The organism is Mesorhizobium sp. M0410 (genome assembly GCF_040321435.1).
Taxonomy (GTDB): Bacteria; Pseudomonadota; Alphaproteobacteria; order Rhizobiales; family Rhizobiaceae; genus Mesorhizobium.
Window position 1 is genome coordinate 34157 of record NZ_JAMYRN010000013.1, and the last position, 21791, is coordinate 55947.

The 21791-nt window shown below is 63.4% G+C and carries 22 protein-coding genes and 1 pseudogene; 3 read left to right on the forward strand and 20 right to left on the reverse strand.

Annotation, left to right across the window (positions count from 1 at the left end; translation table 11 throughout):
• Nucleotides 1–14: 14 nt before the first annotated feature.
• Nucleotides 15–362, reverse strand: a complete 348-nt coding sequence (locus NKI63_RS19810) for a DUF982 domain-containing protein (RefSeq protein WP_254818815.1) — start codon at nucleotides 360–362, stop codon at nucleotides 15–17.
• A gap of 118 nt (nucleotides 363–480) precedes the next feature.
• Nucleotides 481–684 (reverse strand): hypothetical protein, encoded by a 204-nt coding sequence (locus NKI63_RS19815; RefSeq protein ID WP_254818814.1) that lies wholly within the window; start codon nucleotides 682–684, stop codon nucleotides 481–483.
• Between the two features lie 295 nt (nucleotides 685–979).
• On the opposite strand from NKI63_RS19815, the gene NKI63_RS19820 reads away from it, so the two are divergent.
• Nucleotides 980–1564, forward strand: a complete 585-nt coding sequence (locus NKI63_RS19820; protein WP_502899790.1) for a sigma-70 family RNA polymerase sigma factor — start codon at nucleotides 980–982, stop codon at nucleotides 1562–1564.
• Between the two features lie 50 nt (nucleotides 1565–1614).
• On the forward strand, nucleotides 1615–1983 hold the full coding sequence (locus NKI63_RS19825) for a hypothetical protein (protein ID WP_352822984.1): 369 nt from the start codon (nucleotides 1615–1617) through the stop codon (nucleotides 1981–1983).
• Here the strand turns inward: NKI63_RS19825 and NKI63_RS19830 are convergent.
• From NKI63_RS19830 to NKI63_RS19875, 10 genes and pseudogenes are all read right to left on the reverse strand, one after another.
• Nucleotides 1931–2149 (reverse strand): hypothetical protein, encoded by a 219-nt coding sequence (locus NKI63_RS19830; RefSeq protein WP_023676213.1) that lies wholly within the window; start codon nucleotides 2147–2149, stop codon nucleotides 1931–1933. The genes NKI63_RS19825 and NKI63_RS19830 overlap by 53 nt on opposite strands.
• A gap of 222 nt (nucleotides 2150–2371) precedes the next feature.
• Nucleotides 2372–3139, reverse strand: a pseudogene (locus tag NKI63_RS19835) (class I SAM-dependent methyltransferase); the annotation flags it as partial.
• Nucleotides 3136–4125: a GNAT family N-acetyltransferase gene (locus tag NKI63_RS19840; RefSeq protein ID WP_352505433.1), complete on the reverse strand. Its 990-nt coding sequence runs from the start codon at nucleotides 4123–4125 to the stop codon at nucleotides 3136–3138. The pseudogene NKI63_RS19835 and the gene NKI63_RS19840, both read right to left, overlap by 4 nt.
• 7 nt (nucleotides 4126–4132) lie before the next feature.
• Nucleotides 4133–5197 carry a glycosyltransferase family 4 protein gene (locus NKI63_RS19845; protein ID WP_352688578.1) on the reverse strand — a complete coding sequence of 355 codons (1065 nt, stop codon included), beginning with the start codon at nucleotides 5195–5197 and terminating at the stop codon, nucleotides 4133–4135.
• 20 nt (nucleotides 5198–5217) lie between these two features.
• Nucleotides 5218–6150 (reverse strand): glycoside hydrolase 5 family protein, encoded by a 933-nt coding sequence (locus tag NKI63_RS19850; protein ID WP_352505431.1) that lies wholly within the window; start codon nucleotides 6148–6150, stop codon nucleotides 5218–5220.
• Nucleotides 6143–6904 carry a TIGR04290 family methyltransferase gene (locus NKI63_RS19855; RefSeq protein WP_352505430.1) on the reverse strand — a complete coding sequence of 254 codons (762 nt, stop codon included), beginning with the start codon at nucleotides 6902–6904 and terminating at the stop codon, nucleotides 6143–6145. Before NKI63_RS19855 ends, NKI63_RS19850 begins: the two co-directional genes overlap by 8 nt.
• Nucleotides 6905–6906: 2 nt before the next feature.
• Nucleotides 6907–7707, reverse strand: coding sequence for a nucleotidyltransferase family protein (locus NKI63_RS19860; RefSeq protein ID WP_352822987.1), 801 nt, complete (start codon nucleotides 7705–7707; stop codon nucleotides 6907–6909).
• Nucleotides 7707–8810 (reverse strand): CgeB family protein, encoded by a 1104-nt coding sequence (locus tag NKI63_RS19865; RefSeq protein ID WP_352688582.1) that lies wholly within the window; start codon nucleotides 8808–8810, stop codon nucleotides 7707–7709. Before NKI63_RS19865 ends, NKI63_RS19860 begins: the two co-directional genes overlap by 1 nt.
• A 15-nt stretch (nucleotides 8811–8825) precedes the next feature.
• Entirely contained in the window at nucleotides 8826–9422 is a 597-nt protein-coding gene (locus NKI63_RS19870; RefSeq protein ID WP_352505426.1) for a histidine phosphatase family protein, read from the reverse strand.
• On the reverse strand, nucleotides 9419–10522 hold the full coding sequence (locus NKI63_RS19875) for an inositol-3-phosphate synthase (protein ID WP_352505425.1): 1104 nt from the start codon (nucleotides 10520–10522) through the stop codon (nucleotides 9419–9421). Before NKI63_RS19875 ends, NKI63_RS19870 begins: the two co-directional genes overlap by 4 nt.
• Before the next feature lie 160 nt (nucleotides 10523–10682).
• Here NKI63_RS19875 and NKI63_RS19880 point away from each other — a divergent pair, with 160 nt between their 5' ends.
• Nucleotides 10683–12515, forward strand: coding sequence for a hypothetical protein (locus NKI63_RS19880; RefSeq protein WP_352505424.1), 1833 nt, complete (start codon nucleotides 10683–10685; stop codon nucleotides 12513–12515).
• Nucleotides 12516–12758: 243 nt separating this feature from the next.
• On the opposite strand, the gene NKI63_RS19885 is transcribed toward NKI63_RS19880, so the two are convergent.
• The 8 genes from NKI63_RS19885 to NKI63_RS19920 are packed head-to-tail and all read right to left on the reverse strand — an operon-like array spanning nucleotide 12759 to nucleotide 21718.
• Nucleotides 12759–13805, reverse strand: a complete 1047-nt coding sequence (locus NKI63_RS19885; protein WP_352505423.1) for a UDP-glucuronic acid decarboxylase family protein — start codon at nucleotides 13803–13805, stop codon at nucleotides 12759–12761.
• A 23-nt stretch (nucleotides 13806–13828) separates the two neighbouring features.
• A complete protein-coding gene (locus NKI63_RS19890) occupies nucleotides 13829–14938 on the reverse strand; it encodes a CgeB family protein (RefSeq protein WP_352505422.1) in 1110 nt (369 codons plus the stop codon).
• Nucleotides 14935–16029, reverse strand: coding sequence for a CgeB family protein (locus NKI63_RS19895; protein ID WP_352688586.1), 1095 nt, complete (start codon nucleotides 16027–16029; stop codon nucleotides 14935–14937). The genes NKI63_RS19890 and NKI63_RS19895 overlap by 4 nt, the downstream gene beginning before the upstream one ends.
• Nucleotides 16026–17156 carry a CgeB family protein gene (locus tag NKI63_RS19900; protein WP_352505420.1) on the reverse strand — a complete coding sequence of 377 codons (1131 nt, stop codon included), beginning with the start codon at nucleotides 17154–17156 and terminating at the stop codon, nucleotides 16026–16028. Before NKI63_RS19900 ends, NKI63_RS19895 begins: the two co-directional genes overlap by 4 nt.
• Before the next feature lie 2 nt (nucleotides 17157–17158).
• Nucleotides 17159–18262, reverse strand: coding sequence for a glycosyltransferase family 4 protein (locus tag NKI63_RS19905; protein ID WP_352505419.1), 1104 nt, complete (start codon nucleotides 18260–18262; stop codon nucleotides 17159–17161).
• Nucleotides 18247–19539, reverse strand: a complete 1293-nt coding sequence (locus tag NKI63_RS19910; protein ID WP_352505418.1) for a TIGR04295 family B12-binding domain-containing radical SAM protein — start codon at nucleotides 19537–19539, stop codon at nucleotides 18247–18249. Before NKI63_RS19910 ends, NKI63_RS19905 begins: the two co-directional genes overlap by 16 nt.
• Nucleotides 19536–20615: an NAD-dependent epimerase/dehydratase family protein gene (locus NKI63_RS19915; RefSeq protein WP_352505417.1), complete on the reverse strand. Its 1080-nt coding sequence runs from the start codon at nucleotides 20613–20615 to the stop codon at nucleotides 19536–19538. Before NKI63_RS19915 ends, NKI63_RS19910 begins: the two co-directional genes overlap by 4 nt.
• Entirely contained in the window at nucleotides 20612–21718 is a 1107-nt protein-coding gene (locus NKI63_RS19920) for an NAD-dependent epimerase/dehydratase family protein (RefSeq protein WP_352505416.1), read from the reverse strand. The genes NKI63_RS19915 and NKI63_RS19920 overlap by 4 nt, the downstream gene beginning before the upstream one ends.
• Nucleotides 21719–21791 lie beyond the last annotated feature (73 nt).

Here is a 21791-nt window from a genome sequence, read left to right on the forward strand (position 1 = left end):
AGCAAGGTGTCGCTTCAAGCAAGCTGCGTGTCTTCAGGGTCTACACGACTGTCCGACGGGCGTTTCAGCCAAACGTCGTAGGCCTTCGCAGCTGTTTTGGCGCGTGCTGGTGTTTCGGCTGCGATATCGTAGGCCAGAATGCCCGCCTTGCGGGCGAATTTATCGAACGCCGCACGCACCGTCTCGACGTCGACCTCGTCAGCCAGCCCGGCGCGACAGGCGTCGAACGCCGCCTTGTGCGCCGGACCGCGGCTCGGCCATTCATTTAAGACGTCATAGGCCTGCCAGATATTTTCGACATAGCGAGGGAAACCAAGGCCGACGAGAATTGGAACCGGGCGGCCAAACAATTTTTTTGTCATCTGTGTCTCCGCGAAAGAGCCTGTCGCATCAACGCCCGGGGCGGACCCGAGGCTCATGCTCTTTAACGCGGGATTGCTGCACGGGTTGCAGCAGGTTTGTTCGATCGTGCGCGGCCGGTCACTTGTTGGTCCGCATCTTTTGCCGAGGATTGATACCGCCTTGCGGCGTGGTGTCGTTCTCGACATCGCCTTCGAACGTATTGGTGCCCTGATCGAGCCGGTCGCCCTCCTTGATCGTGCCCCTGGAACTGCCGATGCCGGGATCGTTGGCAAGATCGCTATCGGCCGGCGTTTTGCCTTTGGCGTGCTTGTTTCCTGTCATGGACTCCTCCTGTTTCTTGAGGTGGCAGGCCGCCCTTGAGGTCGCGGCCAAGGCTCGCTGCGAATCGCATTTCGACGCGCCAAATGGCGGCGCCCGAATTGTCGGACGACCTTGATTTTGAACTCCGCGATCCCGATGGTTGTTCCGTCAAAAATATCGCCGTCGGCCGGGATTGCTCAGCCAAGCCCTCTCCGGTTTTCTGGAGCGGGGTGATTTTCGCAACCGGAACGATCTTTCGCCCAATGCATTTAACTGGTCTGCGCTCGCGAACTCATTCTGGACGGGAGCTGAACCATTGCCACCCACAGCCTACGCCTTGGCGACCCGCGAAGCCGAAGAAGTTTCCATCGTCGACCTCATACCCGCTTTGAGGGCTTTCGCCCGCACCTTCTGCCGCACTCCCGATGATGCCGACGACCTGGTCCAGGAGACGCTGACCAAGGGCCTGGCCAACATTGACAAGTTCGAAGCTGGAACGCGCATGAAGTCATGGCTCTTCACGATCATGCGCAACACCTACTACACGCGTGTCAGGGCCGCCGTGAGGGAAGCGCCCGGCCTGCTCGACTGCGCTTCGCTGCGGCCGATCTCGGAAGCGACGCAGGAATGGTCCGTACAGGGCAAGGAAGTCCACCAGGCCATCCAGAGCCTTCCCGAGCATCAGCGCGAGGTTCTGATGCTAATAGGCGTGCTGGGCGTCAGCTATGAGGAAACCGCCGAAATATGCGGTTGCGCGGTGGGAACCGTGAAGAGCCGGCTCAACAGGGCCCGCGCCGGCGTGCTTGAATACCTAGGCGAAAGTTCCTCGCAAACCCTGATGGAAAGGCGCAGCTATCTGTCCGAAGGACAACTGGACTTCGACGCCGAGAGGCGCCGCTAATATATGTCACGTTAGTTACTGGTTCCGCGCAAGCGTCTTTCGACAAGCGCATGCTGCAATTCGATCGCAAGTTTGGTCAGCCGGTCAGGAACCCTTTCCTGCTCGATTGCCGCAAGCAAGGAAGCGATTTCCCGGTCTATCGTCAGATCGGCGCGCGTGCCGACGGAATCTTCCTTGCGCGAGACATCGCGTTCTCTTGGCAAATGTTGGTCCCTTCATCTCACTCTGGTGGCAACAGTGCGAGTTTGCAAGAATTTGCAGGCCATCCATGCGACCGGCTTCGGTCCTTGCACAGCTTCGTCAGCGGTTGGGCTCTCGCTGCGTTTCAATTGCTCACCGGCTGCAAGCCATATGCTGCCGCAACGATCAGTCTTCAGGCCGCCGATCCGCTGAATGATCCTGGTACTGCTCCGATTTAACCCGATTGCCGTCGAGCCCACGCTCCTTGGTGTGCTGCTTCTTGTCTCTGTTGGACAGAACGGCGTTCTCTCCGATCTTGTCCTTGGGAAGATCGGTCATCGCGCCAGCGCCGGCGCCTTTGCCGTGACTGCCGCGACCGATGTGCTTCTTGCTGCCGGACGCCATCTCGTCCTCCTTCCTGCTGTCGAATAGCGGCTTTTCTCGTTCGGCATCCGAACCTGCGTTGGGCCGCAATGTTCCGCCGGAAATCGTAAGCAGGAAGGCATCGCCATCCCAGTGCCGGAACGGCTTTTCGCCGTCGACGACAACTTGCATGCCATTTGCGTTGGCGAACTTATGGACATCGGCGCGATCCAGCGCCGGCGATCCGCGATATGAATAATTCAAAAGCACGGCCATGCCTGGCCTCTTCAGCACGCGTGCGATTTCCACAAAATGTCGTTCCGCGAGGCCGGCCAGCACCAGATAGGGAAAGCTGTCGACGGCCAGCACGCGGTCGAAGCTGGCATCGCGAAAATCGGCAAGGTCGAAACCGCGGGTAGGGCGGAATTCTACATTGCCGAGCCCGGCGCATCGCCGGCGGGCGATCGAGATCATCGCCGGGGATATATCGCTGCCGACGATCCGGTGCGATAGAGCAGAGAGCACCTGTTCGAACCGACCGATGCCACAGCCGATATCTAGTATGTCGCGGTCGGTACCGGTAAAGCCTCGCCTCTCCAGCCATGTAACGATCTCAGCCGTAGCGGCCGCGAGGTTTTCCTCATTGCCCAGCGATGACAGCTGGACGCTCGCCGCCGGGGAGATCGCCGCCGCCGCGTCAAACCCGGCCGCCAGCCGCTTGACGACCGCATCATCGGTCTCGCCACCGCCACGCTCGTGCCGAACGGCAGCACCTATTTTGCGCAGCGTGGCGAAGATCTCAGGCCTGCGCTGAAGCAGGTCCGCGATCCGTTGTAATTTTGCCGTCTTTCGCGGATCGGCCGAATGCGTGTTTTGTGCAATCTTCGCCAGTTCTGCGGGTTCGATTCCTGTCTCGAAACGGAGAGCCAGCCTGGCGATGACGGCTTCGACGCCGGCACCGTCTGCCATGCAGTCCTCCAGCACCCGCCTTGCTGATGTCGACCGCCGAGGTCCTGGCTGGGTCGCGCTCATCGCCCTTTGCTCCGCGTCCAGATCTTGCGCATCGTCCACCGGTCGACGGCGCCCCAGCTGTATTTGTAGGCCTCTTGTCCGCGCAGAAAATCGAACTCTTCCGCGCCTTCGCAGATCGCCTGCCTTATCGCCTGGCCGATGAGCAGCGCGCCGGGACTTTCATCGGCATAGGCCGGATCGAAGCCACCGAGATAAGCGTAAGCGCGGCCCCGATGATGGAACCCGTAATAGGCGCCCACGATCACGTCACCGATGGTGATGAGCCAGCATCGGGCAAGCACTTGTGCGACCAGTTTCGGCAGCGCCTGACGGTGGAATGCTTCCACGCGGGAATCGGACAGAACCCCGTCGCCGTGTCCGGCCCAGCGCGCGCGGTGAAGGCGGATCAGGTGATCGAGGAATGTCTGCGGATCGGACAAAGCGGGTTCGATGGAGACCCTGCCGCGTCTCGACGCGGCCCCGAGGGCGCGGCGCAATTGGCGCCTCCGCCGCGCCGGAACACAGCCTTGAAGCGTCTGGTCGCCGACGAGAGCGAGCACCGGGCAAGCGGCATGACTGACGGCTTGGCACGATTCGAGCGCGGCATGCCTGATGGCAAGGCCGGCGCCGCCGGGAGGCAGGTCCTGCAAGATCCACTGCGACCAGCCGAGGGAAAGAACCGTGTCGGCGATGGCGACGGCGACCGGTTCGGCGGTTTCGGGAATACAAAGGACGTCCAGATAGTCGCTCAACGAAATGCCGAGCGGAAGCAGCCGCGCGCCGGCGTCCTGGCGTTCCAGATAGAGTGGCGCCAGGCCGACCAGATCGTCGCCACTCCAAACGGCGACGGTCGCTAGCTCGCCGGGAGCGAATGTCCGCCACCATGGCAGTAACCATGCGGGAGACTGGAACGGCGTCGCCGAGGGACTGCGCGACCAGAGTTCCCACCAGTGTGGCTCAAGGGCTTCGAGGCCGGCCGGATCGTCGATGATCTCACCGCGGAGCATGTCCCGCTCACTTCGCCGTCGCGAGCTGCCCGCTGTCTGTGCCGAGCCGTGCCAGCGCCCGATAGGCGTCCATGTAGGAGGAAACCATGCGGTCGAGTGAAAAGCGCCGCCGCGCCTCGGCCCGGCAGGTCTCGGGATCCAGGCCGGCCGCGGCAAGGATGGCTTGCGCCATCTCGTCGACATCCCCGACCAGATACCCGGTCTTGCCGTGCTCAACCACATCCGGCAGTGCGCCATTCGGGAAGGCCACCACGGGTGTGCCGCAGGCGAGCGCCTCCATGGCCACGAGCGAACTGGTTTCCGCGGCGAGGCTCGGGATGACCAGGCATCGGGCTGTGTTCAGCAGGTGCCGCTTGGCGACAAAGCCGACCGGACCAAGGAAGCGGCGCCGGTCGTCCAGCCGAGGTTCGACCTCGTCGCCAAAATACGCGGTGTGGGTTTCGTAAGGGTAGACTTTGCCGCCGATGACCAACGGCACACCGGCCTTCTTGGCTGCGTCCAGCGCCAGATGGATGCCCTTTTCCGGGCAGACGCGGCTGAGCACGAGGGCAAAGTCGCGCTTGGCCTGCCGCTCGCTGAGCGCGTCGATGTCCACTCCGTTCGGGATCGGTTCGATGAGCCTGGCTCCCGGCGGCGCGGTTCTTTGCTGAGCCGCTGATACCGCATGCAGCCACAGATCCTCCCGTGTCGGATTGAGAGCGTCGGCCGGATACCAGTCGAGCGGCAAGTGCAGGGTCACCAATGTCGGCCCGTCGCCCGGCAGATAGGCGTCGAAATCGATGCCGTGCAAATGAACCACGTCGATTGGCCAGCGAGCGCGTGCGGTAGCGATTGCAGCGCGATGAGCACGCTGCGCCCGGCGCTTCGCCGCTTCATCGAGCACGCCCGGTTCGGCCGGCGTCTCGATGAGAGTGCCCGCAGCGCTCGAGCCCTGGCAACCGATCACGATCGAGCGGTGTCCGGCCTGTACGAGCGCCTGGTCGAGCATCGACAGCACCTGCTCGGCACCACCGACCGCATCCGGCCCGACCGGGGCGAGGGGATAGGCGACGTTGAGGACGGTGAGCGTCATGGCGGGAGAGCCGAAGCTCCTCACGCCGCGGAGGCGCGTAGCCTGCCGACGGAGGGGGCAGCGATGCTGCCGGCATAGCGGCGCGTCATTGCCGCGCAGAACTCGGCGAATTCCTCCGGCACCAGCGGCGGACTGCTGTGGTGCGGCATCATTCCGCGATGCTCCGGCGTGAAGCAGAAAGTAACGGTAACGTCGAAGTCGGCCAACGCCTCCATCTGCCGGTCGAACCAGTCAAGCGCGTTCGGCCTGAAGCTGTCGGCCCAGGAAAGTCCGGTACGCAGATTGGTGACGCCGAGGCGTTTCATCCAGGCAACGGCGTCATCAAGCCGGTGATCTTCGAAATGGAACCACTGCACCAGTCCTAATGCCGGCGTGTGGTGCAGGAACTCCTCGAGCGCGGGCTTTGGCGTGCCGTCCTGGCGAAGCAGGCCCATGTAGAAATGGCGATAGTAAGACGAGCCTTCCGCCTCGCGATGGCGCGTCGTCGCTTCCCACTCGCGCGGCAGGTCGTAGAGGCTGTACCATTGGATGCGCGGTGCGTTGCCGATCAGCAATTCCGCGGTCCGGCGCAGGCCCCAGACCTGTACCTCCTCGGCGCCGAAGGTCGACACGCCGACCTCGCTGACCCATACCGGAAGATCGGTGACAGCCGAGATCTCGCCGACCTTCTGCGGCCATTCGTGGATCTGCCAGAGGTTCCAGTCGAGCGGAAAGCCGTGTACGGCGACCGCGTCGACGTGATCGAGCACGCCGAATTCCTTCATCCGGGTCATGAAGCCGGCATCGATCGGCGAGATGCCGCCCAGCACCTTGGTCAAGGCGGGATTCTCCGCCGCGATCGCGTCGGCGGCCAGGATTGCCGTAGCGGCGAAGCGGCTCCAGTCGGGGTCGAGCTCGGGATCCCAGTGGGATTTGTTGTTGGGCTCGTTCCAGATCATCGCGGCTTCAATCATTTATCTGTCCTTTCGACGGGTAGACGGCGCCGCCGCCGGCCGGCACGTCGGCGGTGCGGCAGAAATAGACCTCCTGTTCCGGTTGCAGCACGATCTTGAAGCCGGCGCTGCGAAGCATGGCTTCGGTGCAGGCGCGATTGGGAATCCACCAGTTGGTCGGGTCGTCGGCGTAACGATGCTCGATGAAATGCAGCTTTGGGAATTCCGGCCGGTCGAAAAGGTCGTGGGTCCAGAAATGATAGTTCTGCTCGAGCGCCGGCACGTTGGTGCTGCCGCGTTGCATCGACTGGAAGATCATCAGGTCGTCGGCGACGTGCTCCCGGATCAGATCGAGTGCGAGCAGAGGATGGCGCAAATGGTAGAGCACGCCCATGAACAGCACGATGTCGAACCGCTCATGCAGGGCGCCAACGTCGTAGACCGAGAGCTGCCGGAATTCGATGTCGCAGTCTGCGACCTCGGCGGCAAAGCGCGCCTGCGCCAGGTAAGCTTCATCGAAGTCGATGCCTAGCACGCGGCCGGCGCCGCGACGTTTCATCTCGATCGAGTAGAAACCCGCATTGCAGCCTATGTCGAGCACCGCCTTACCGGAAAGATCGGCGGGAATCGCGCCGGCGAATTTGCGCCATTTGATCAGCGGATAGTTGCCAAGGAAATGGTCGGGAGCGGTTTCGATGCCGGCCAGCTCCATATTGTGGAACCATGGGCCGAGCGCATTGATACGGCGGCGGATCTCGGCATCGGAATGCAGCATGGCTAGCCTCCTTCGCCTGCGAGGATAGGGACGTGCTGGTGGCCGGGCAGCGTAATGGCGGCTTGGTCGTCCTTGGTACCGGCGGCGCTTTCAAGCAGCCGCAATGCGGTGCGGTAGCCGTTGAAGGTGCCGACGTCGACATAGGCGGTGCCAGCCTTGATGCCATAGGCTTCGCCCCCGGCGGCGAGATAGGCGTTGACCAGTGTGCCGATGTATTCGTCGCACCGGTCCCGTTCCCGCCACAGCGTGGCGAGCTGATGAAGGGTGCGGCCGGGCATCTTGAACGCACCCCAGATCCAGTTCGATGCGGCATTCTGTTGCTTGACCTGGATTTGCTTCACCCGGCCGTCCGGGTCGACAACGACGGCATCGAAGAACTCCGGCTGGTCCACCGGAAACAGCAGGAAGGACAGGCCGTCGTCCGGGAGGGCCAGGAAGCCGTCTTCGGGAAACCAGATCGTGTCGGGCAACCCGACCAGAACGGTCTCGTCGGCTGCGACGAGCGGTGCGGCGCGGAAGATGGCGTCGCAAAGGCCGACCGGAGAGGGCTGCACCACAAACAGAGCGGCCGCGTCGGCATAGCCGGCAGAATAATATTCCAGGATATCCGACTTACCCGAGCCGATGACGAAGCAGATCTTGTCGGCCCCAGCGCGGACCATGCGGCGCACCAGGTATTCGCTGACCGCGCAAGGCCGCTCGGTGTTGCCGTCGATGCGGCTGCCGACCGGCAGAAGCTCCTTCGAAAAGCCGAGCGGCTGGATGCGGCTTCCCCGTCCGGCTGCGGGCACGATGCCCAACATCAAACTGCCTCCTTCAATGGCTCGCCATGCGTGGAGCCGTGCAGTGCGTCGGACAGGATGCGGTCGAATTCCTTCGCGCGCCGCGCCGAGGTGTGTTCGTCCAGCACCCGCTCGCGCGCACGGCGGCGAATCGCGTCAAGCTCGGCGTCGGACAGGTCGAGCGCCGCGACCACGTCGTCGGTGCTGTTGGCCACGACGATCTCTTCACCGGGCCGGAAAAAGGCCTCCAGTCCGGGCCATGTGTCGCTCACCATCGCAGCCCCGCAAGCGGCGGCTTCGAACAGCCGGCCGGAAGGACACCAGCCCCGTTCGGCCATCGCCTCGCGGGTCACGTTCAGGGTCAGTCGTGAAGATGAAAAGAAGGCGGGGTGGTCGGCCGGCGGCAGATGCCGGACGAAGAAAATATTGTCGCTCCACGGGAATTCCTGCGGATATTGTGCGCCGCCAATAATGAAACGGCGATCCGGCAGGCGCGCAGCCGGGCTGACCAGCAACCTTTCGACCCCGGCCTGGCGGTCTGCCGCATAGGTTCCAAGATAGGACAGGTCACCGGCAAACTCCGGCCTGGGCGGGGCGGGCCGGTGTCGCTCTGGATCGACATGGCCGTAGAGCGGCATGACGCGGCGTGCACCCAGCGTCGACCTCAATGCGTCGATCGCGGTTCCTCCCGTGTAGCTCAGCACGAGATCGAAATCGCGAAGCCCTTCCGGCCCGAAATAGGCCGGAGGCTCGCCTTGTTCGATCCGCGCCAGCGTCACCGGCGTGTCCAGATCGTAGAAGACCTTCAGCCCGCGACAGGCCTGGTGAGCAAGGCGGGACGCGCTCACGGCATCGGGACAATAGGAGGTGACGATGACGACATCGGCCTCTTTCATCGCCTGCTCGGCAACGCGTTGGATGTCCTCCCAATCCGGGTAAAGGACAAGGTTGCCGCCATCCAACTGGTCGAGATCGCGTGTACCGGCATAATAGGGGGTGTTGCGTTCGAAGAAGGTGATGGACCAGCCCAGCCCGGCCATCGCCCGGATCAATCCGCGCCACAGCGTGGCGTGGCCGTTGCCCCACGACGATGTCACGGTAAGACCGAAAATGACCATGCGCATCCGGCAAATTCCTCGTCAGGCAGCTTCGTTGAGTCTGATCAGCTTCGACCCCCAGTCCCCCCAAACAACCGTGGTGATCGACGCTGGGTCGATATCGAAGCGAAAGCAGTTCCCCAGCGACAGGCCGAGCACTTTGCACACCGCGGCCTTGATGACGTCGGCATGGCTGACCAGTGCAACGCATTGGTTCTGGTAGGTGCCGCGGACCTGTTCGATCAGCAAGACGACGCGTTGCTGCACGTCTAGCATGGTCTCGCCGCTCGGCGTTCTCGCCTGCTGACGCTGGTCGTTCCACGCTCGCCAGTCGGCATCCTTGTTCAGCTCCTCGAAGGTCTTTCCCGACCAGGTGCCGAAGTCGATCTCATCGAGTTCCTCGCGGATCACGATTTCACCGGCATTACAGGCGAGCGCCATCGGAGTCGCAGTCTCCTGCGTGCGTTCGCGCGGGCTGCAGAAGATTGCCGCTACCGGCTCGCGTGCCATACGGTCAGCCAGATGCGAGGCCTGTGCCCTGCCGGCCTCGCCGAGGCAAACGCCGGCCATCCGCCCGGCAAGATAACAGCCGACATTGTCATGCGCGGCGTGGCGCACCAGAAAAAACGTCGTCGTCATTCCGCCGCATCGAGCATCGGCTCGTCCTTGCCAGCGATGAAAGAGAGTGTGCGCTGGCGGGCTTCCGCGTCGGTGAACTGCTCGGGCGGCGATTTCATGAAATAGCTGCATGGGCCGGTCAGCGCGCCCGCGATGCCGCGGTCGAGCGCCAGCTTGGCGCAACGCACCGCATCGATGACGACGCCGGCCGAATTGGGTGAATCCCACACTTCCAGCTTGAGCTCGGCATTCAGCGGCACGCCGCCGAAGGTCGTGCCTTCAACCCGGATATAGGCCCACTTGCGGTCGGTCAGCCACGGGACATGGTCGCTCGGCCCGACGTGAATGTTGCCGGGCTCCAGGGGAACGTCGATCTGGCTGGTGACGGATTGCGTCTTTGAGATCTTCTTTGATTCCAGCCGCTCGCGTTCCAGCATGTTGAGGAAGTCGGTGTTGCCGCCGAAATTGAGCTGGTAGGTGCGATCGATGCGCACGCCGCGCTCACGGAACAGGTTGGCGAGCAGCCGGTGGACGATCGTCGCACCGACCTGGCTCTTGATGTCGTCGCCGATCAGCGGCAGCCCGTGCTGCTCGAAGCGCCGGCGCCACTCCGGCCGCGAGGCGATGAAGACTGGTATGCAGTTGACGAAGGCGCAGCCCGCCTCGAGCGCGCACTCGGCATAAAAGCGTGTTGCCTCCTCCGAACCGACAGGCAGATAGGACACCAGGATCTCGGCGCCGCTTTCGGCGAGGATGTTGCCGACATTGGCGACCGGCTCGTCGGCCTCCTCGATCTCGTCGCGCAGATATTTGCCGATGCCGTCCAGCGTCGGTCCGCGTTCGACGCGAACGCCGGTAGGCGCAACATTGGCAAAGCGGAAAGTATTGTTGGGCGCGCTGTAGATCGCGTCTGCCACATCACGTCCGACCTTGCCCTTGGCGACGTCGAAAGCGCAGACCACCTCGATGTCCTTGACATGGTAGCCGCCAAGATCGGCATGCATCAGCCCGGGTATGGGCTCATTGCTCCTTGCGTCGCGGTAATAGGTGATGCCCTGAACAAGGGAGGAGGCGCAGTTGCCGACGCCGACTATTCCGATCCGAACTTTCTTCGATCCCACGAAACCGCTGCCTATGCTGTTGAAGGTAAGTTCTTCGTGCCAAACCGCCTGCCTCCCGGATTGTTCCTTGCCGGCTGTAAAAATCGTGCAACCGACGGTGGATCAAAGTAGCGCCCGCCGAGTTGTGCAGCCGGGGGGTGAGGCCAACCGGGACGAGACAATGATCGTCTATGGCGACCACAAGCAACCTGAGAGCGCGCGATATGTTCGCGCCTCGGCTCGAGACGCGGCCGGGCACATCGCGGACATGCCAAGCGGGATCGGACGGCACGCAGCGCTGGTCGGCCTGTTCATCAAGGTTTCGGAATTGGTCCAGGGCCTTGCCGATGCGGAATTCGCGGCCAAGGGCATGGACAGGAATTCCCCACAACGGATCGCTGGCGCAAATCTCCTGGTCGGCTTGGCCCGGGACGTGGGCAGATCGTGGAGAGCCGGATTCGCCGTCGACGGCCCGGTCGATGCCGAAGTGCCGCGAATGTTGGCCGAACTCGAATGCGATGGCGACATTCTGACCGGCGCGGCTGAGGGCTACGCTCACTACGCGCTTTATCCGGAGAGCTATTTCGTCGCCGCGCGGCAGTCGGGTCTCGATGCGAACACATGCGTAATCGGCATCCGCAGCATCGGCCTTGGGCTTGCAGCGATGGTGGCTGCAGCCATCGGCGCGCCAGCACCCGTCAGCGTCCGTCCGACCGGCCACCCGTTTCGCAGGCGGCTTGCCGCCGATCCGGAGCTGATCAGGGGCTGGATGGCGAAGCCGTCGGCCCGCTTTGCCATCGTCGATGAGGGCCCGGGTCTGTCCGGCAGCTCGTTCCATGCCGTCGTCGCATGGCTACAAGCGCTGGGCATCGATGCCAGGCGCATCCATCTGTTCCCAAGTCATTTGGGTGGCCCGGGCCCCGAGACGTCGGCGGACATCCGTGAGGCATGGACGGTGTGCCAAAAACACACCGCGGATTTCGAACGGACTTTCCCCGCTGGATCCGCTCTGCCGGCGCTGCGGGATTGGGTGGCTAGAATGATCGGCCGCACAGCGGTCAGCCTGATGGAAATATCCGCCGGAGAGTGGCGTCGCTTGCATTATGGCTCGCAGGATCAGTGGCCGCCCGTTCATCGCGGCCTCGAGCGGCGGAAGTTCCTCGCTTCCGCCGGCCGGGAAAAATGGTCGGTCAAATTCGTCGGCCTCGGTGAAATCGGAATGCACAAGGCCGAGACCGCCAGGAGGCTGCACGACGCAGGCTTTGGCCCGGAAGTCGCCGGGCTGTGCCATGGCTTTCTGGTCGAACGCTGGATCGACGGCACAACGCTGGACCGGGCAACGCTTTCGAAAGAAAAATTGGTCGCTCACCTGGCGCGCTATCTCGCCTGGCGCGCAGCCAATCTGCCCGCCTCGGAGCCAGGCGCCTCGCTGGAGGCGCTTGCCGACATGGCCGTGCGGAATACAAGTGAAGCGCTGGGCGAACGCCGCGCGGCGGAGCTGCAGACCTGGTTCTCGAAACAGGCTCCACCCAAGACCATGCAGCGGGTCGAGATCGACGGGCGGCTTCATCCGTGGGAGTTCATCCTTTCGCGCAGTGGAACGCTGGTCAAGACGGACGCCCTCGATCATTGCCGATCGCACGATCTGATCGGCTGCCAGGACATCGCCTGGGACATTGCCGGCGCCCGTGTCGAGTACAGCCTCTCCGACCCGGCGACTGGGGCGCTTTGCAAGGCTGTGGAAGTGAGAGCCTCACGTCCCGTCGATGCCAATCTGGTCCAATACTATGAGCCCTGCTATCTTGCGTTCCAGCTTGGCTTGTGGAGCATGGCTGCACGATCTGGCGATGATCGGGAACAGATCCGGCTGGCGGCCGCGGCAAGACGTTATACCTCGATGTTGCTTCGTTTCCTGGAGAACCAAGGGGAACTGCGGCCCTTCGACCAGGATCAGTCCAGCCGGCGAAGCATATCCGCTTCCTTTTCGAGGATGGCGACTACCTCCTCGCGCTGAAGATGCGTCATCATCAGGCTCACGCAACATTCCAGATAGGTGATGGAGGCGCGCCGCAGGAAGGCAGCCGTCTCCTTTGCGGCCATTTGCTCGATGTCTTTGGCGGATCGCTTCGGATGCACAATCGTCTCCATGCCGGTACCTTGGCAGAACCAGAAGCTGGACGGGTTGTTCCCGCGACGAGAAAAAGTGACGAAATCCGAAACGACCGCGCGATCGTGCAGCGGCCAGACGCTCCCCGCCTCAGGCGGGCAGGTTTTGCAGCCGGCCTGAGGCAGAACGCACGGTGGCGGCAATTCGACGTCTTCTGTCGATCATCTGCGCCGTCTCAAGCTCGGCAAAATAGCCGATCGTGCGCATCAAACCTTGCCTGAGCGGCACTTTTGGCGACCAACCGAGAAGCTTCTTTGCGCGGGAAATGTCGGGTTGCCGACGACGAGGATCGTCTTGCGGCAGCGGCAGGAATTTCAGGCCCGATTTGGTTGCGGTCATGCTTCTCACCAGGCTCGCCAGTTGCAGGATGGTGAACTCCCCCGGATTGCCCAGATTGACCGGCTGGCGTGGATTGGGATCGACCTCCATCAACCGGATCAAGCCGTCGACCAGATCGGAAACGTAGCAGAACGACCTGGTCTGCAGCCCGTCGCCGAATATGGTCAGCGGCCGTCTCTCGAGTGCCTGCATGATCAGATTGGAAACGATCCGTCCGTCCGCAGGGTCCATCCTGGGGCCGTAGGTGTTGAAGATGCGCGCGACACGGATATCGGCTTTTCCCATTCTCAGATAATCGAAGCATAAGGTTTCGGCGGTGCGCTTGCCTTCGTCATAGCAGGCGCGGGGGCCGATGCAGTTCACGTGGCCGACATAGTCTTCCTTCTGCGGATGCTGTTCGGGATCGCCATAAATTTCGCTGGTGGACGCCTGCAGGAAGCGGGCGCCATCACGGGCGGCGAGCTCCAGCAGATTGAGCGTCCCGATGACACAAGTCCGCGTCGTGTGGACCGGGTCGGCCTGGTAACGCGGCGGCGAGGCCGCGCATGCCATGTTGAAGATGCGATCCACCGGTTCGCCAAGCTCCAACGGCCGGCAAATGTCTTGCTTGATCAGCCGAAAATCCGGACGATCGGCGATCGATGCTATGTTCTCCATGCGGCCGGTAAGGAAATTGTCGACGCAGATCACGCGCCAGCCGGCCTGGAGCATTGTCTCGCAAAGATGCGAACCGAGGAAGCCGGCGCCGCCGGCGACAAGCACGGTCTTGGTCCGTTGCGCCTTTCTTGATAGCTGCATCTCTATCTTCTCCCGTCTGCGGGTCATGCTGCGCTCTCGACGTCCAGATCGAGAACAGAACGTGGCGATTTGGCTTGCGCCAGCAGCGCAACGAATTCGCGGGCTCTTGCGATGCTTGTGTGAGCTGCCAGGATGAGCACGCGCGCCTGCTTGGCCATGGCAAGCCGGGCGCCGTCGGATTCTCCAGACAGGATACCGATTACGTCCTCGGTTCTGCGCGCCGTGTGGATCGTCCGCCCTGGAAACAAGCTGTCCAGTCCGGCCCAGCAATCGCTGATGATCGCCGTGCCGCAGGCGGCTGCCTCGAAGAGTCGCACGCTGGGCGACCATCCGGCCGCGATCATGGAACTGCGCGTGACGTTCAACGTGTAGCGTTGGCGGCTGTAAAAGGCGGCATGGTCTGCCGGCGGCAGGTGTTCGATGCGATCGACATTGTCCGGCCAGGCGATTTCGCGCGGATATTGCGAGCCGGCAACGACGAAGCGACGCTCAGGCATGCGACGCGCCGGTTCGAACAGCAGGGCCTCCAGCGTCGCCTGGCGGTCGGGGCTGTACGTGCCGAGATAGCCGAGATCCCAGCGGATTGGGTCACCGGTTCCGTGATGCCGTTCCGGGTCGACCGAACAGTAGAGCGGCTCGGCCCGCCTCGCGCCGAACTCCGCCGTCAGACGGACAAGCGTCGGCCCGCCGGTGAAGGAGAAGTAGACATCGAAATACGGGACCTGCCGTCTGGCAATATACTCGCAATCATCGGTTGAAAGCTTTGCCAGCGTGACCGGCGTGTCGATGTCGTAGAAGCAGAACTGACCTGTGCACAGCGATGCCACGACGTCGATGATTTCAGGACCTTCGGGGACGAATGAGCCGACGACCACGATATCGGCATCGCGCAGGCAGCGCGCAAAATTGCGGCGAAGATCATCGGTCGTTTCATAGTAGCGCAAGGCGCAGAAATCGGGGTCGCGCAGATCCCGGTGACTTGCGTACCACGGCACGTCGCGTTCGAGAAAGGTGACGCGGTGACCGAGTTCGTGGAGACCTTTAAGCAGCCCCCGAAAGGTGGTGGCGTGGCCGTTTCCCCAGGACGAGGAGAGCGACAGCCCAAGAAAGACGATGTCGAGCGGCTTCGTCATTCGGCCGCCTCCACGGTCGGACGCTCGAAATGGCGCCTGAAAATGGCGTCGGCCAAAACGGCCCGTGTCGTATAGGTATGTTCGCCAAGTACCCGCCGAAGCGCGGATGCCCCGATCGCCTTGGCCCGTTCGGCGCTAAGGCTTTGCATGATCTCGGCGACATCCTCGCCATCGCGCGCGACCAGGATTTCCTCGCCGGGTTTCAGGAACAGGTCCACACCGAGCCAGGCGTCGGTGATGAGGCATGCGCCGGCGCCGGCTGCCTCGAACACGCGCGTCGCCGGTGAGAAGCCATTGGCCGCCATGCTGTCGCGGCTGATGTTGAGCACCGCCTTGGCCGTGACGTTCAGTGCATTGTGGTCACGCGTGCCGACATGGCCGAGCCATCGGACATTGGCGGGCATCTGCTTGTCGCCCCAGCCAGATCCGCCGAGCAGGAAGCGCTGATCGGCCGAGCGGCCGGCCGGGTCGAGGAAGAAGGCCTCGACGCGCGCCTCGCGGTCCGGCAGCCGGTTGCCGAGGAAGGCGAGATCGCAGGCAAAACGCATATCCTTGCCGACCGGATGATGCGTTTCCGGATCGAGCGCATTGTAGATCGGCACGCATTCGGCCGCCCCCATGGCCCGATAGGCCCAGACCACCGGGTCGCCGCCGCCATAGGTCAGCACGAGGTCGATTTCCTGCAACGCGCGATGCAGCGGATGGTCGGGTTCATCGCGCAACTGGCCGAGCGTCGCCGGCGCATCGACATCCCAGAATACGGTCAGCGCATCGGCACGGGCGTGATCGAGCACCGCCCGCAACAGCGCGTCGTCGGCGAAACCGACGCCACTCGCCTTGACGACGATATCCGCCTCCGCCGCCCGCGCGGCCACCTGCATCATGGCATGCGGGGTGGCCTCGTAGACGACCACGGCACACCAGTCCGGCGCCTCCATGTCGCGGTTTTTCTGGCGATCGTAGACGTCCGGCTCGTAGAAGGTGATGTCATAGCCGAGCCTTGCCAGGGCCTTGAGCAATCCGCGGTAATAGGTTGCCGCGCCGTTCCAATAGGACGACAGCAGGCTCGATCCGTAGAATGCGATCTTCATTCGGCGGCCTCCTTTGCAAGGATCGTGTCGGCGGCTCGGCGGTGCCCGCATTCGGCGAGCACGCCGAACAATTCATCCGCCCGGTGCCGGCATGTGTGCCGCAGGCGGATGGTCTCGAGGCCCGACGTCGCCAGAGAAGCGGCGAGATCCGCATCGTGCAGCACGGCGCGAAGATGACGCCGCATCTCGAAGCCATCATTTGCAAACAGGAAATCGGTGCCGGGCCTGAACAAGCGTTCGACATCGGACCAAGGCGCCGAAACGAGCGGAATGCCGCAGGCGAGCGCCTCGAACATGCGGATGGTCGGGATGCCGGGCAGGCTTTCGCGGTATGGACGCCGCGGGATGTGAACCGTGATGCGGCTCGCCGCGAATGCCTTCGGCACGTCGGCATTGGCGATCCAGCCTTCGTAGCGCAGGCCGGCGGCCGCAAGGTCGGCGAGCGCCTCCCGCGGATAGCGAACGCCGTGGACGGTTCCGCTCAGGCCGAGCTCACGTACCGGGCCGACCAGGAACTCCCTGATTTCAGCGCTGCGCTCGTCGTCGCCCCAATTGCCGATCCAGATAAGGTCGGAACTACGCTCGATTTCAGGATGCGGCTGGAACAGGTGGTCATCGGCAGCCTCGTGCCAGGTGAAGACCCGCTTGCCCCATCCGGCGCGGAGATAGCTTTCCCGCAGCGCCTCGCCGAAGGCGAGCACGCCGTCATAATGTTCAAGCCGCAAGGAGGAGATCGCTTGCGTGGCCGATATGGCGCGATGGTGCGTGTCGTGGAACAGCAGCGTGAAACGCCCGCCATTCGCTTTCGCCCTGCCCAGCCGCGCGACAAGATCCGGCTCGGTCCACTCATGCACGATCACCACATCGGCATCGGAGATCCAGGCTTCGTGGTCGAAGGCGGCGTCATAGGTGACCGGCATCAACTCGGGAAAGTCCTTCCGGAATCGTTCGATCGCGAAGGATCCTTTCTCGGCCAGCAGGTTCGACCGGCTCCAGCCGTCGGCGGGCTCCAGCGCGATAGCCTGGTGCCCGCGCACGACCAGCTCACGCATGATGCCGCGCAGGAAATGTGCGTTGCCGTGGTTCCAGTCGGAAACGATCGAATGGGTGTAGAACAAAAACCGCATAATCAACTATCCGCCATGGTGGCCAGGGCCGCCTTGTCGTAGACGCCGCGCATGGCGGTCGCCTGTCTTGCCAATGAAAATCTGCGGCTTCGGCGGGCCGCTGCCTCACCGAGTTCTCGCCGGCGCTGCGCGTCGCTGCAAAGGCTGCTGATGCATCTGGCGAGATCGCCCGGATCGCGCGCGTCGTAAAACATGGCCGCGCCGTCCCACAGTTCGCGATAGGTCGAAATATCGGCGAGCACCAAAGGCGTCTTCGACATCGCGGCTTCCAGCGTGGCCAGGCCGAACGGTTCGTAGAGCGACGGCGATACGAAAATGCCGGCCCGCGCCATCAGCAAGCGCACTTCCTCATGCGGTACCGGCCCGACGGGAACGGCGTGGCTGAAGCCAACATGCTGGCCGTCCGGGCCTTGCAGCGAGCCGGCGACGAAGATCGGCCATTGCGTCAGGGAGGCGGCCCGGTCCAGCATCGCCGCATTCTTTCCTTCGTCCCACCAGCGCGCGGCGGCGAAAACGACCGATTCCCGCCTTTCGCTCTTCGGCCCGGGCTGTGCACCGTTGCCGACGACGCTTAGGCGGGCGATCGGCCCGTAGCAGGTTTCAAGCATGTCGGCATGGCTGCGGCTGGGTGCAACGACCATGCCTGCTTTGTCGAAACCGCGCCGGTTGCGGTCCTTCTGCCAGGCCCATTCGCCGTCCGCCGCCTGTCCTTTGACGGCGTGGAACCATGTCACCACGCAGGAATGCGACACCGCCACGACGGGGCAGGGCACGTCGAGCCCCGCGGCCTGCGTCGGCGCGTTGAGATGGACGATTTCGACGGCGTAGTCACGTATGAGCGGGTGCAACTCCTGCTGCAGTGTGTCGAGGTCGTGCTCGTTGCGGGTCATCCAGTCCGGCGGCGTGTTGAGCCATGTCAGCGCCGCAAACGACTGGGCCTCCTCGGCCTGCTGCCTGGACGGTTCCGGACCAAGCCCGGCAAGCACGACGCTGTCGCCGCCGGCGACCAGTTGCCTGGCCAGATCGAGCGCATAGCGCCAGACGCCGCCAACCGCATCGACAGTCATCAAGATACGCCGCGGCCGCGGGCTCAGTGTCCGCAACATGTGGCCTCCAATTCGGCCAGCGGACGCGGCCGCTTCTCCTGGATGTCGCTGAACGTTCGGAAGGATGCGAGATAATGTTCATGCGCGCGCTCCCAGGCGAGATCGTCCGGCTCGCCCCAAAGTTCGCGGTAGCTCGGCGAACTCGGATAAGGATAGAGCGGCACCGGTTCGTTGGCCCAAACGCCGTTGTCGATCAGGTGCTTTCGCCAATAGTCGACCAGCGCGGGATCGTCTTCGACCACGCCGATGAGATTGGCCTGAACGAACGGCACATGGCGCCTGGCGTCGACCAGCAACGCAGCCAGTTCCTCGGTGCCCAGCCGGCAGCGTTTTGCCAGCATGGCGCGGCCTTCCACCGTCAGGCTTTCGAGGCCCGCCTCGATCGAGACGCAGCCGGCGGCACCGAGCAGCTTCAGCAATTCCGGCTTCCAGAGGTCGATACGGGTCTGCACGCCGAACTTCACATCGCGATCGACCAGCGCTTCCAGCAATGCCTTTTGCGGCAGGAAGATCTCGTCGATGAAGTAGATGTAGCCGACGCCCTGTGCGATCAGCCGGTCGATCTCGGCGATCACTGCTTCGTGGTTCCGGCGGCGATAGGCATCGCGGAAATCGATCTTGGCGCAGAAGCTGCAATTGTACGGGCAGCCGCGCGACGCTTCGACCTCCGCACCGAAACCGACCTGATCATCGTCGAAGCGGTGATGGTGGTGCGAATGCGCGGCAATCCAGTCCGACGGCCACTCTAGCGGTGGGTGATCGATGAACGAACTCGCATGCACGCCGCCGTTCGAGACCAGTTCTCCATCCTCGAAATGGGCCGTGGACGGCACCGCAGTCCAGTCGTCGCGCCGGGAAAGTTCCGCGACCACTTCCTCGCATTCGCCGCGCACGACAATGTCGACGCCAAGCTTGCGCAATGTCGGCGTCGGCGTCGCCGAGCCATGCGGCCCGACGGCGACGGTGCGACCGCCGCGCCCGGCAAGCCGGTTGAGGAAATCGGCCGGCACGCGCAACTCGGGCGGTGCACAGCGCCAGAACAGGTAGGTCGGCGCGGTGCTGACGACGGTCATGTCAGGCTCGAAGGCGGCGACGCGATCGGCGAGCGCGGCGTTGTCGAGCTTCTGGATCTGCCCGTCCAGCATCAGCACCTCGTGGCCGGCTGCTTCGAGCAGCGCTTTCGAATAGCCGAGTTCGAGCGGCAGATGCGGCTGCCGGCAGCCGAAATAGATGCTGTCCTGGTACGTCCAGGACGGATTGACCAGAGCGACCCTCATGCCACGTACCTCGCCGGTTCGGGATGCGGGTCGAGGCGATGACGCTGCAGCCAGTCGGCGAGGTCGCGGATGCCGTTTTGCCACGGGACGTGCGCTTTCCATCCCAGTGCCGCCTCGATCGCGCGTGTGTCGGCGACGAAGAACGGTTGGTCGCCGGTGCGTTCGCGGTCGTAACGGATCGAAACGTCCCGTTTCGTTATGTCGCAAATCTCCTTCAGCAGCATGCGCAGGCTGACGGCGTTGTCCGGTCCGCCGCCGAGATTGAATGCTTGGCCCTTGATCGCCTCGATGCGGTCGAGCACAGCGCGATAGGCCGCGACCGCGTCGGCAACATGGAGGATGTCGCGCACCTGCTTGCCATCACCGTAGATGGTGATCGGCCGGTCGGAGAACACGTTAAGCAGGAAATGGGCGACCCAGCCCTGATCCTCCGTCCCGAACTGGCGCGGTCCATAGATGCAGCTCATGCGCAGCACCGCCGTCGGCAGGTCGTATGACTTGGCATAATCAAGGACATACTGATCCGCCGCGCCCTTGGAGCAGCCATAGGGCGTGCAGAAATCGAGGCCGCGCGTCTCGTCGACGCCATGCGCTCGGATGCCCGCGTCGCGAGGCGCGTATCTGCCGTCTTCTTCGCGCATGGCAAGGTCGGCGAGGCGGCCATAGACCTTGTTGGTGCTGGCGAAAATGACGGGGATGCGCTTGCCGCTGCGGCGAGCGGCTTCCAGGACGTTGAACGTCCCGCGCAGGTTGATGTCGAAATCCTCGTCCGGCCGAACCAGGCTCGTGGTGACGGCGGTCTGCGCGGCAAAGTGGAAAACCGCCTTCGAACGCGCCACCAGCGGCATCAGCGCCTCGGCGTCACGGACGTCGGCGATTTCGACGGCGAGGCGGTTGCCGTGCTTTTGCGTCAGCCATTCCAGGTTCTGTTCGACGCCGGGACGGCTCAGATTGTCGATGACCAGCACCGGCTCGCCGTCCGACAACAGGCTGTCGGCGAGGTTCGAGCCGATGAAGCCGCTGCCGCCGATAATGGCGACGGGCGCTTCGCGAAAATTGCGTGAATCCGGTCTCATGATACCAGCCCTCGCGCTTCGAGTTGCCGCTTCATCTCTGCACTGCGATCGATGGCGACCGTGTTGCGCACCCAGGCGACGAAATCGCCGAGCGAATGCTCCAGCCGGTACTGCGGCTGGAAGCCGAGCAGTTCGCGCGCCTTCGAGATGTCGGCAAAGCAGTTGCGGATATCGCCGGAGCGTGCCTTGCCGAGGATTTCCGGCTGGCGGCCAGGCACGCCCATGGCTTCGGCGAGCAGCCGAGCGACCTCGCTGACCGGGTAGGCCCGCCCGCTGCCGATGTTGATCACGTGGCCGCGCGCCTGAGGCTGTTCCAGCGCCAGCCGGAAGGCGAGGGCGACATCGCGTACATGAACGAAGTCGCGCTGCTGTTCGCCGTCTTCGAAAATCAGCGGCCGCTGGCCATTGGCGATGCGCGAGGCGAAGTTCGCCAACACGCCGGTATACGGGTTGGAGAGTGCCTGTCCGGCACCGAAGACATTGAACAGGCGCAGCGCCACCGCATCGACGCCATAGGCTTCGCCGAAGATCAGCACGGCTCGTTCCTGGGCATATTTCGTCAGCGCGTAGATCGAGGCGAGGTCGACCGGTTTCTGCTCGTCGGTCGGCAGCGGCAACAGGACTTCTCCTTCCGGCGAGAGGGGATTCCATTGGCCGCTGCGGATGTCGTCCGGCTGCCGTCTTGCATTGTCGATGCGCCGGCCGTCCGGCGTGGCATAGAGACCCTCGCCATAGACGCTCATCGACGACGCAACGACGATCCGTTCGATCGGCCGTTTGATCAGTGCCTCCAGCAACGTGGCGGTGCCGAGGTCGTTGGCGCCGACATAGCGGGCGATCTCGTACATGGACTGGCCGACGCCCACTTCAGCCGCCAGGTGAATGATCGCGTCGACATCGTCGACCGCCTCTGCGATGGCGTCGCGATCACGAACGTCGCCTTTGATCAGCTTGGCGCCTGGCGGCAGGCTGATTGCCTCGCCGCCATGCACCTGGTCCAGCAGCGCATCGAGAATTGAAACCCCATAGCCATGTTCAACGAGTTCCTGGGCGACGTGGCGGCCGATAAAACCGCAGCCTCCCGTGACCAGTATACGTTTCACGACAACTCCTCATACGAATGGCTTTGCCGCCCCAAACTTCCGGGCGAAAGGTTTGTTCCCTTGCTTCAACAAA

Excerpts from the sequence above, each read along its gene's own strand:
- NKI63_RS19915 (WP_352505417.1), bottom strand. The coding sequence starts at position 20,615 with ATGAGACCGGATTCACGCAATTTTCGCGAAGCGCCCGTCGCCATTATC.
- NKI63_RS19900 (WP_352505420.1), bottom strand. The coding sequence starts at position 17,156 with ATGCGGTTTTTGTTCTACACCCATTCGATCGTTTCCGACTGGAACCAC.
- NKI63_RS19825 (WP_352822984.1), top strand. The coding sequence starts at position 1,615 with ATGCTGCAATTCGATCGCAAGTTTGGTCAGCCGGTCAGGAACCCTTTC.
- NKI63_RS19905 (WP_352505419.1), bottom strand. The coding sequence starts at position 18,262 with ATGTTGCGGACACTGAGCCCGCGGCCGCGGCGTATCTTGATGACTGTC.
- NKI63_RS19870 (WP_352505426.1), bottom strand. The coding sequence starts at position 9,422 with ATGACGACGACGTTTTTTCTGGTGCGCCACGCCGCGCATGACAATGTC.
- NKI63_RS19850 (WP_352505431.1), bottom strand. The coding sequence starts at position 6,150 with ATGATTGAAGCCGCGATGATCTGGAACGAGCCCAACAACAAATCCCAC.
- NKI63_RS19810 (WP_254818815.1), bottom strand. The coding sequence starts at position 362 with ATGACAAAAAAATTGTTTGGCCGCCCGGTTCCAATTCTCGTCGGCCTT.
- NKI63_RS19855 (WP_352505430.1), bottom strand. The coding sequence starts at position 6,904 with ATGCTGCATTCCGATGCCGAGATCCGCCGCCGTATCAATGCGCTCGGC.
- NKI63_RS19865 (WP_352688582.1), bottom strand. The coding sequence starts at position 8,810 with ATGCGCATGGTCATTTTCGGTCTTACCGTGACATCGTCGTGGGGCAAC.
- NKI63_RS19910 (WP_352505418.1), bottom strand. The coding sequence starts at position 19,539 with ATGAGGGTCGCTCTGGTCAATCCGTCCTGGACGTACCAGGACAGCATC.
- NKI63_RS19890 (WP_352505422.1), bottom strand. The coding sequence starts at position 14,938 with ATGACGAAGCCGCTCGACATCGTCTTTCTTGGGCTGTCGCTCTCCTCG.
- NKI63_RS19880 (WP_352505424.1), top strand. The coding sequence starts at position 10,683 with ATGATCGTCTATGGCGACCACAAGCAACCTGAGAGCGCGCGATATGTT.
- NKI63_RS19830 (WP_023676213.1), bottom strand. The coding sequence starts at position 2,149 with ATGGCGTCCGGCAGCAAGAAGCACATCGGTCGCGGCAGTCACGGCAAA.
- NKI63_RS19885 (WP_352505423.1), bottom strand. The coding sequence starts at position 13,805 with ATGCAGCTATCAAGAAAGGCGCAACGGACCAAGACCGTGCTTGTCGCC.
- NKI63_RS19845 (WP_352688578.1), bottom strand. The coding sequence starts at position 5,197 with ATGACGCTCACCGTCCTCAACGTCGCCTATCCCCTCGCCCCGGTCGGG.
- NKI63_RS19840 (WP_352505433.1), bottom strand. The coding sequence starts at position 4,125 with ATGCTCCGCGGTGAGATCATCGACGATCCGGCCGGCCTCGAAGCCCTT.
- NKI63_RS19895 (WP_352688586.1), bottom strand. The coding sequence starts at position 16,029 with ATGAAGATCGCATTCTACGGATCGAGCCTGCTGTCGTCCTATTGGAAC.
- NKI63_RS19860 (WP_352822987.1), bottom strand. The coding sequence starts at position 7,707 with ATGTTGGGCATCGTGCCCGCAGCCGGACGGGGAAGCCGCATCCAGCCG.
- NKI63_RS19815 (WP_254818814.1), bottom strand. The coding sequence starts at position 684 with ATGACAGGAAACAAGCACGCCAAAGGCAAAACGCCGGCCGATAGCGAT.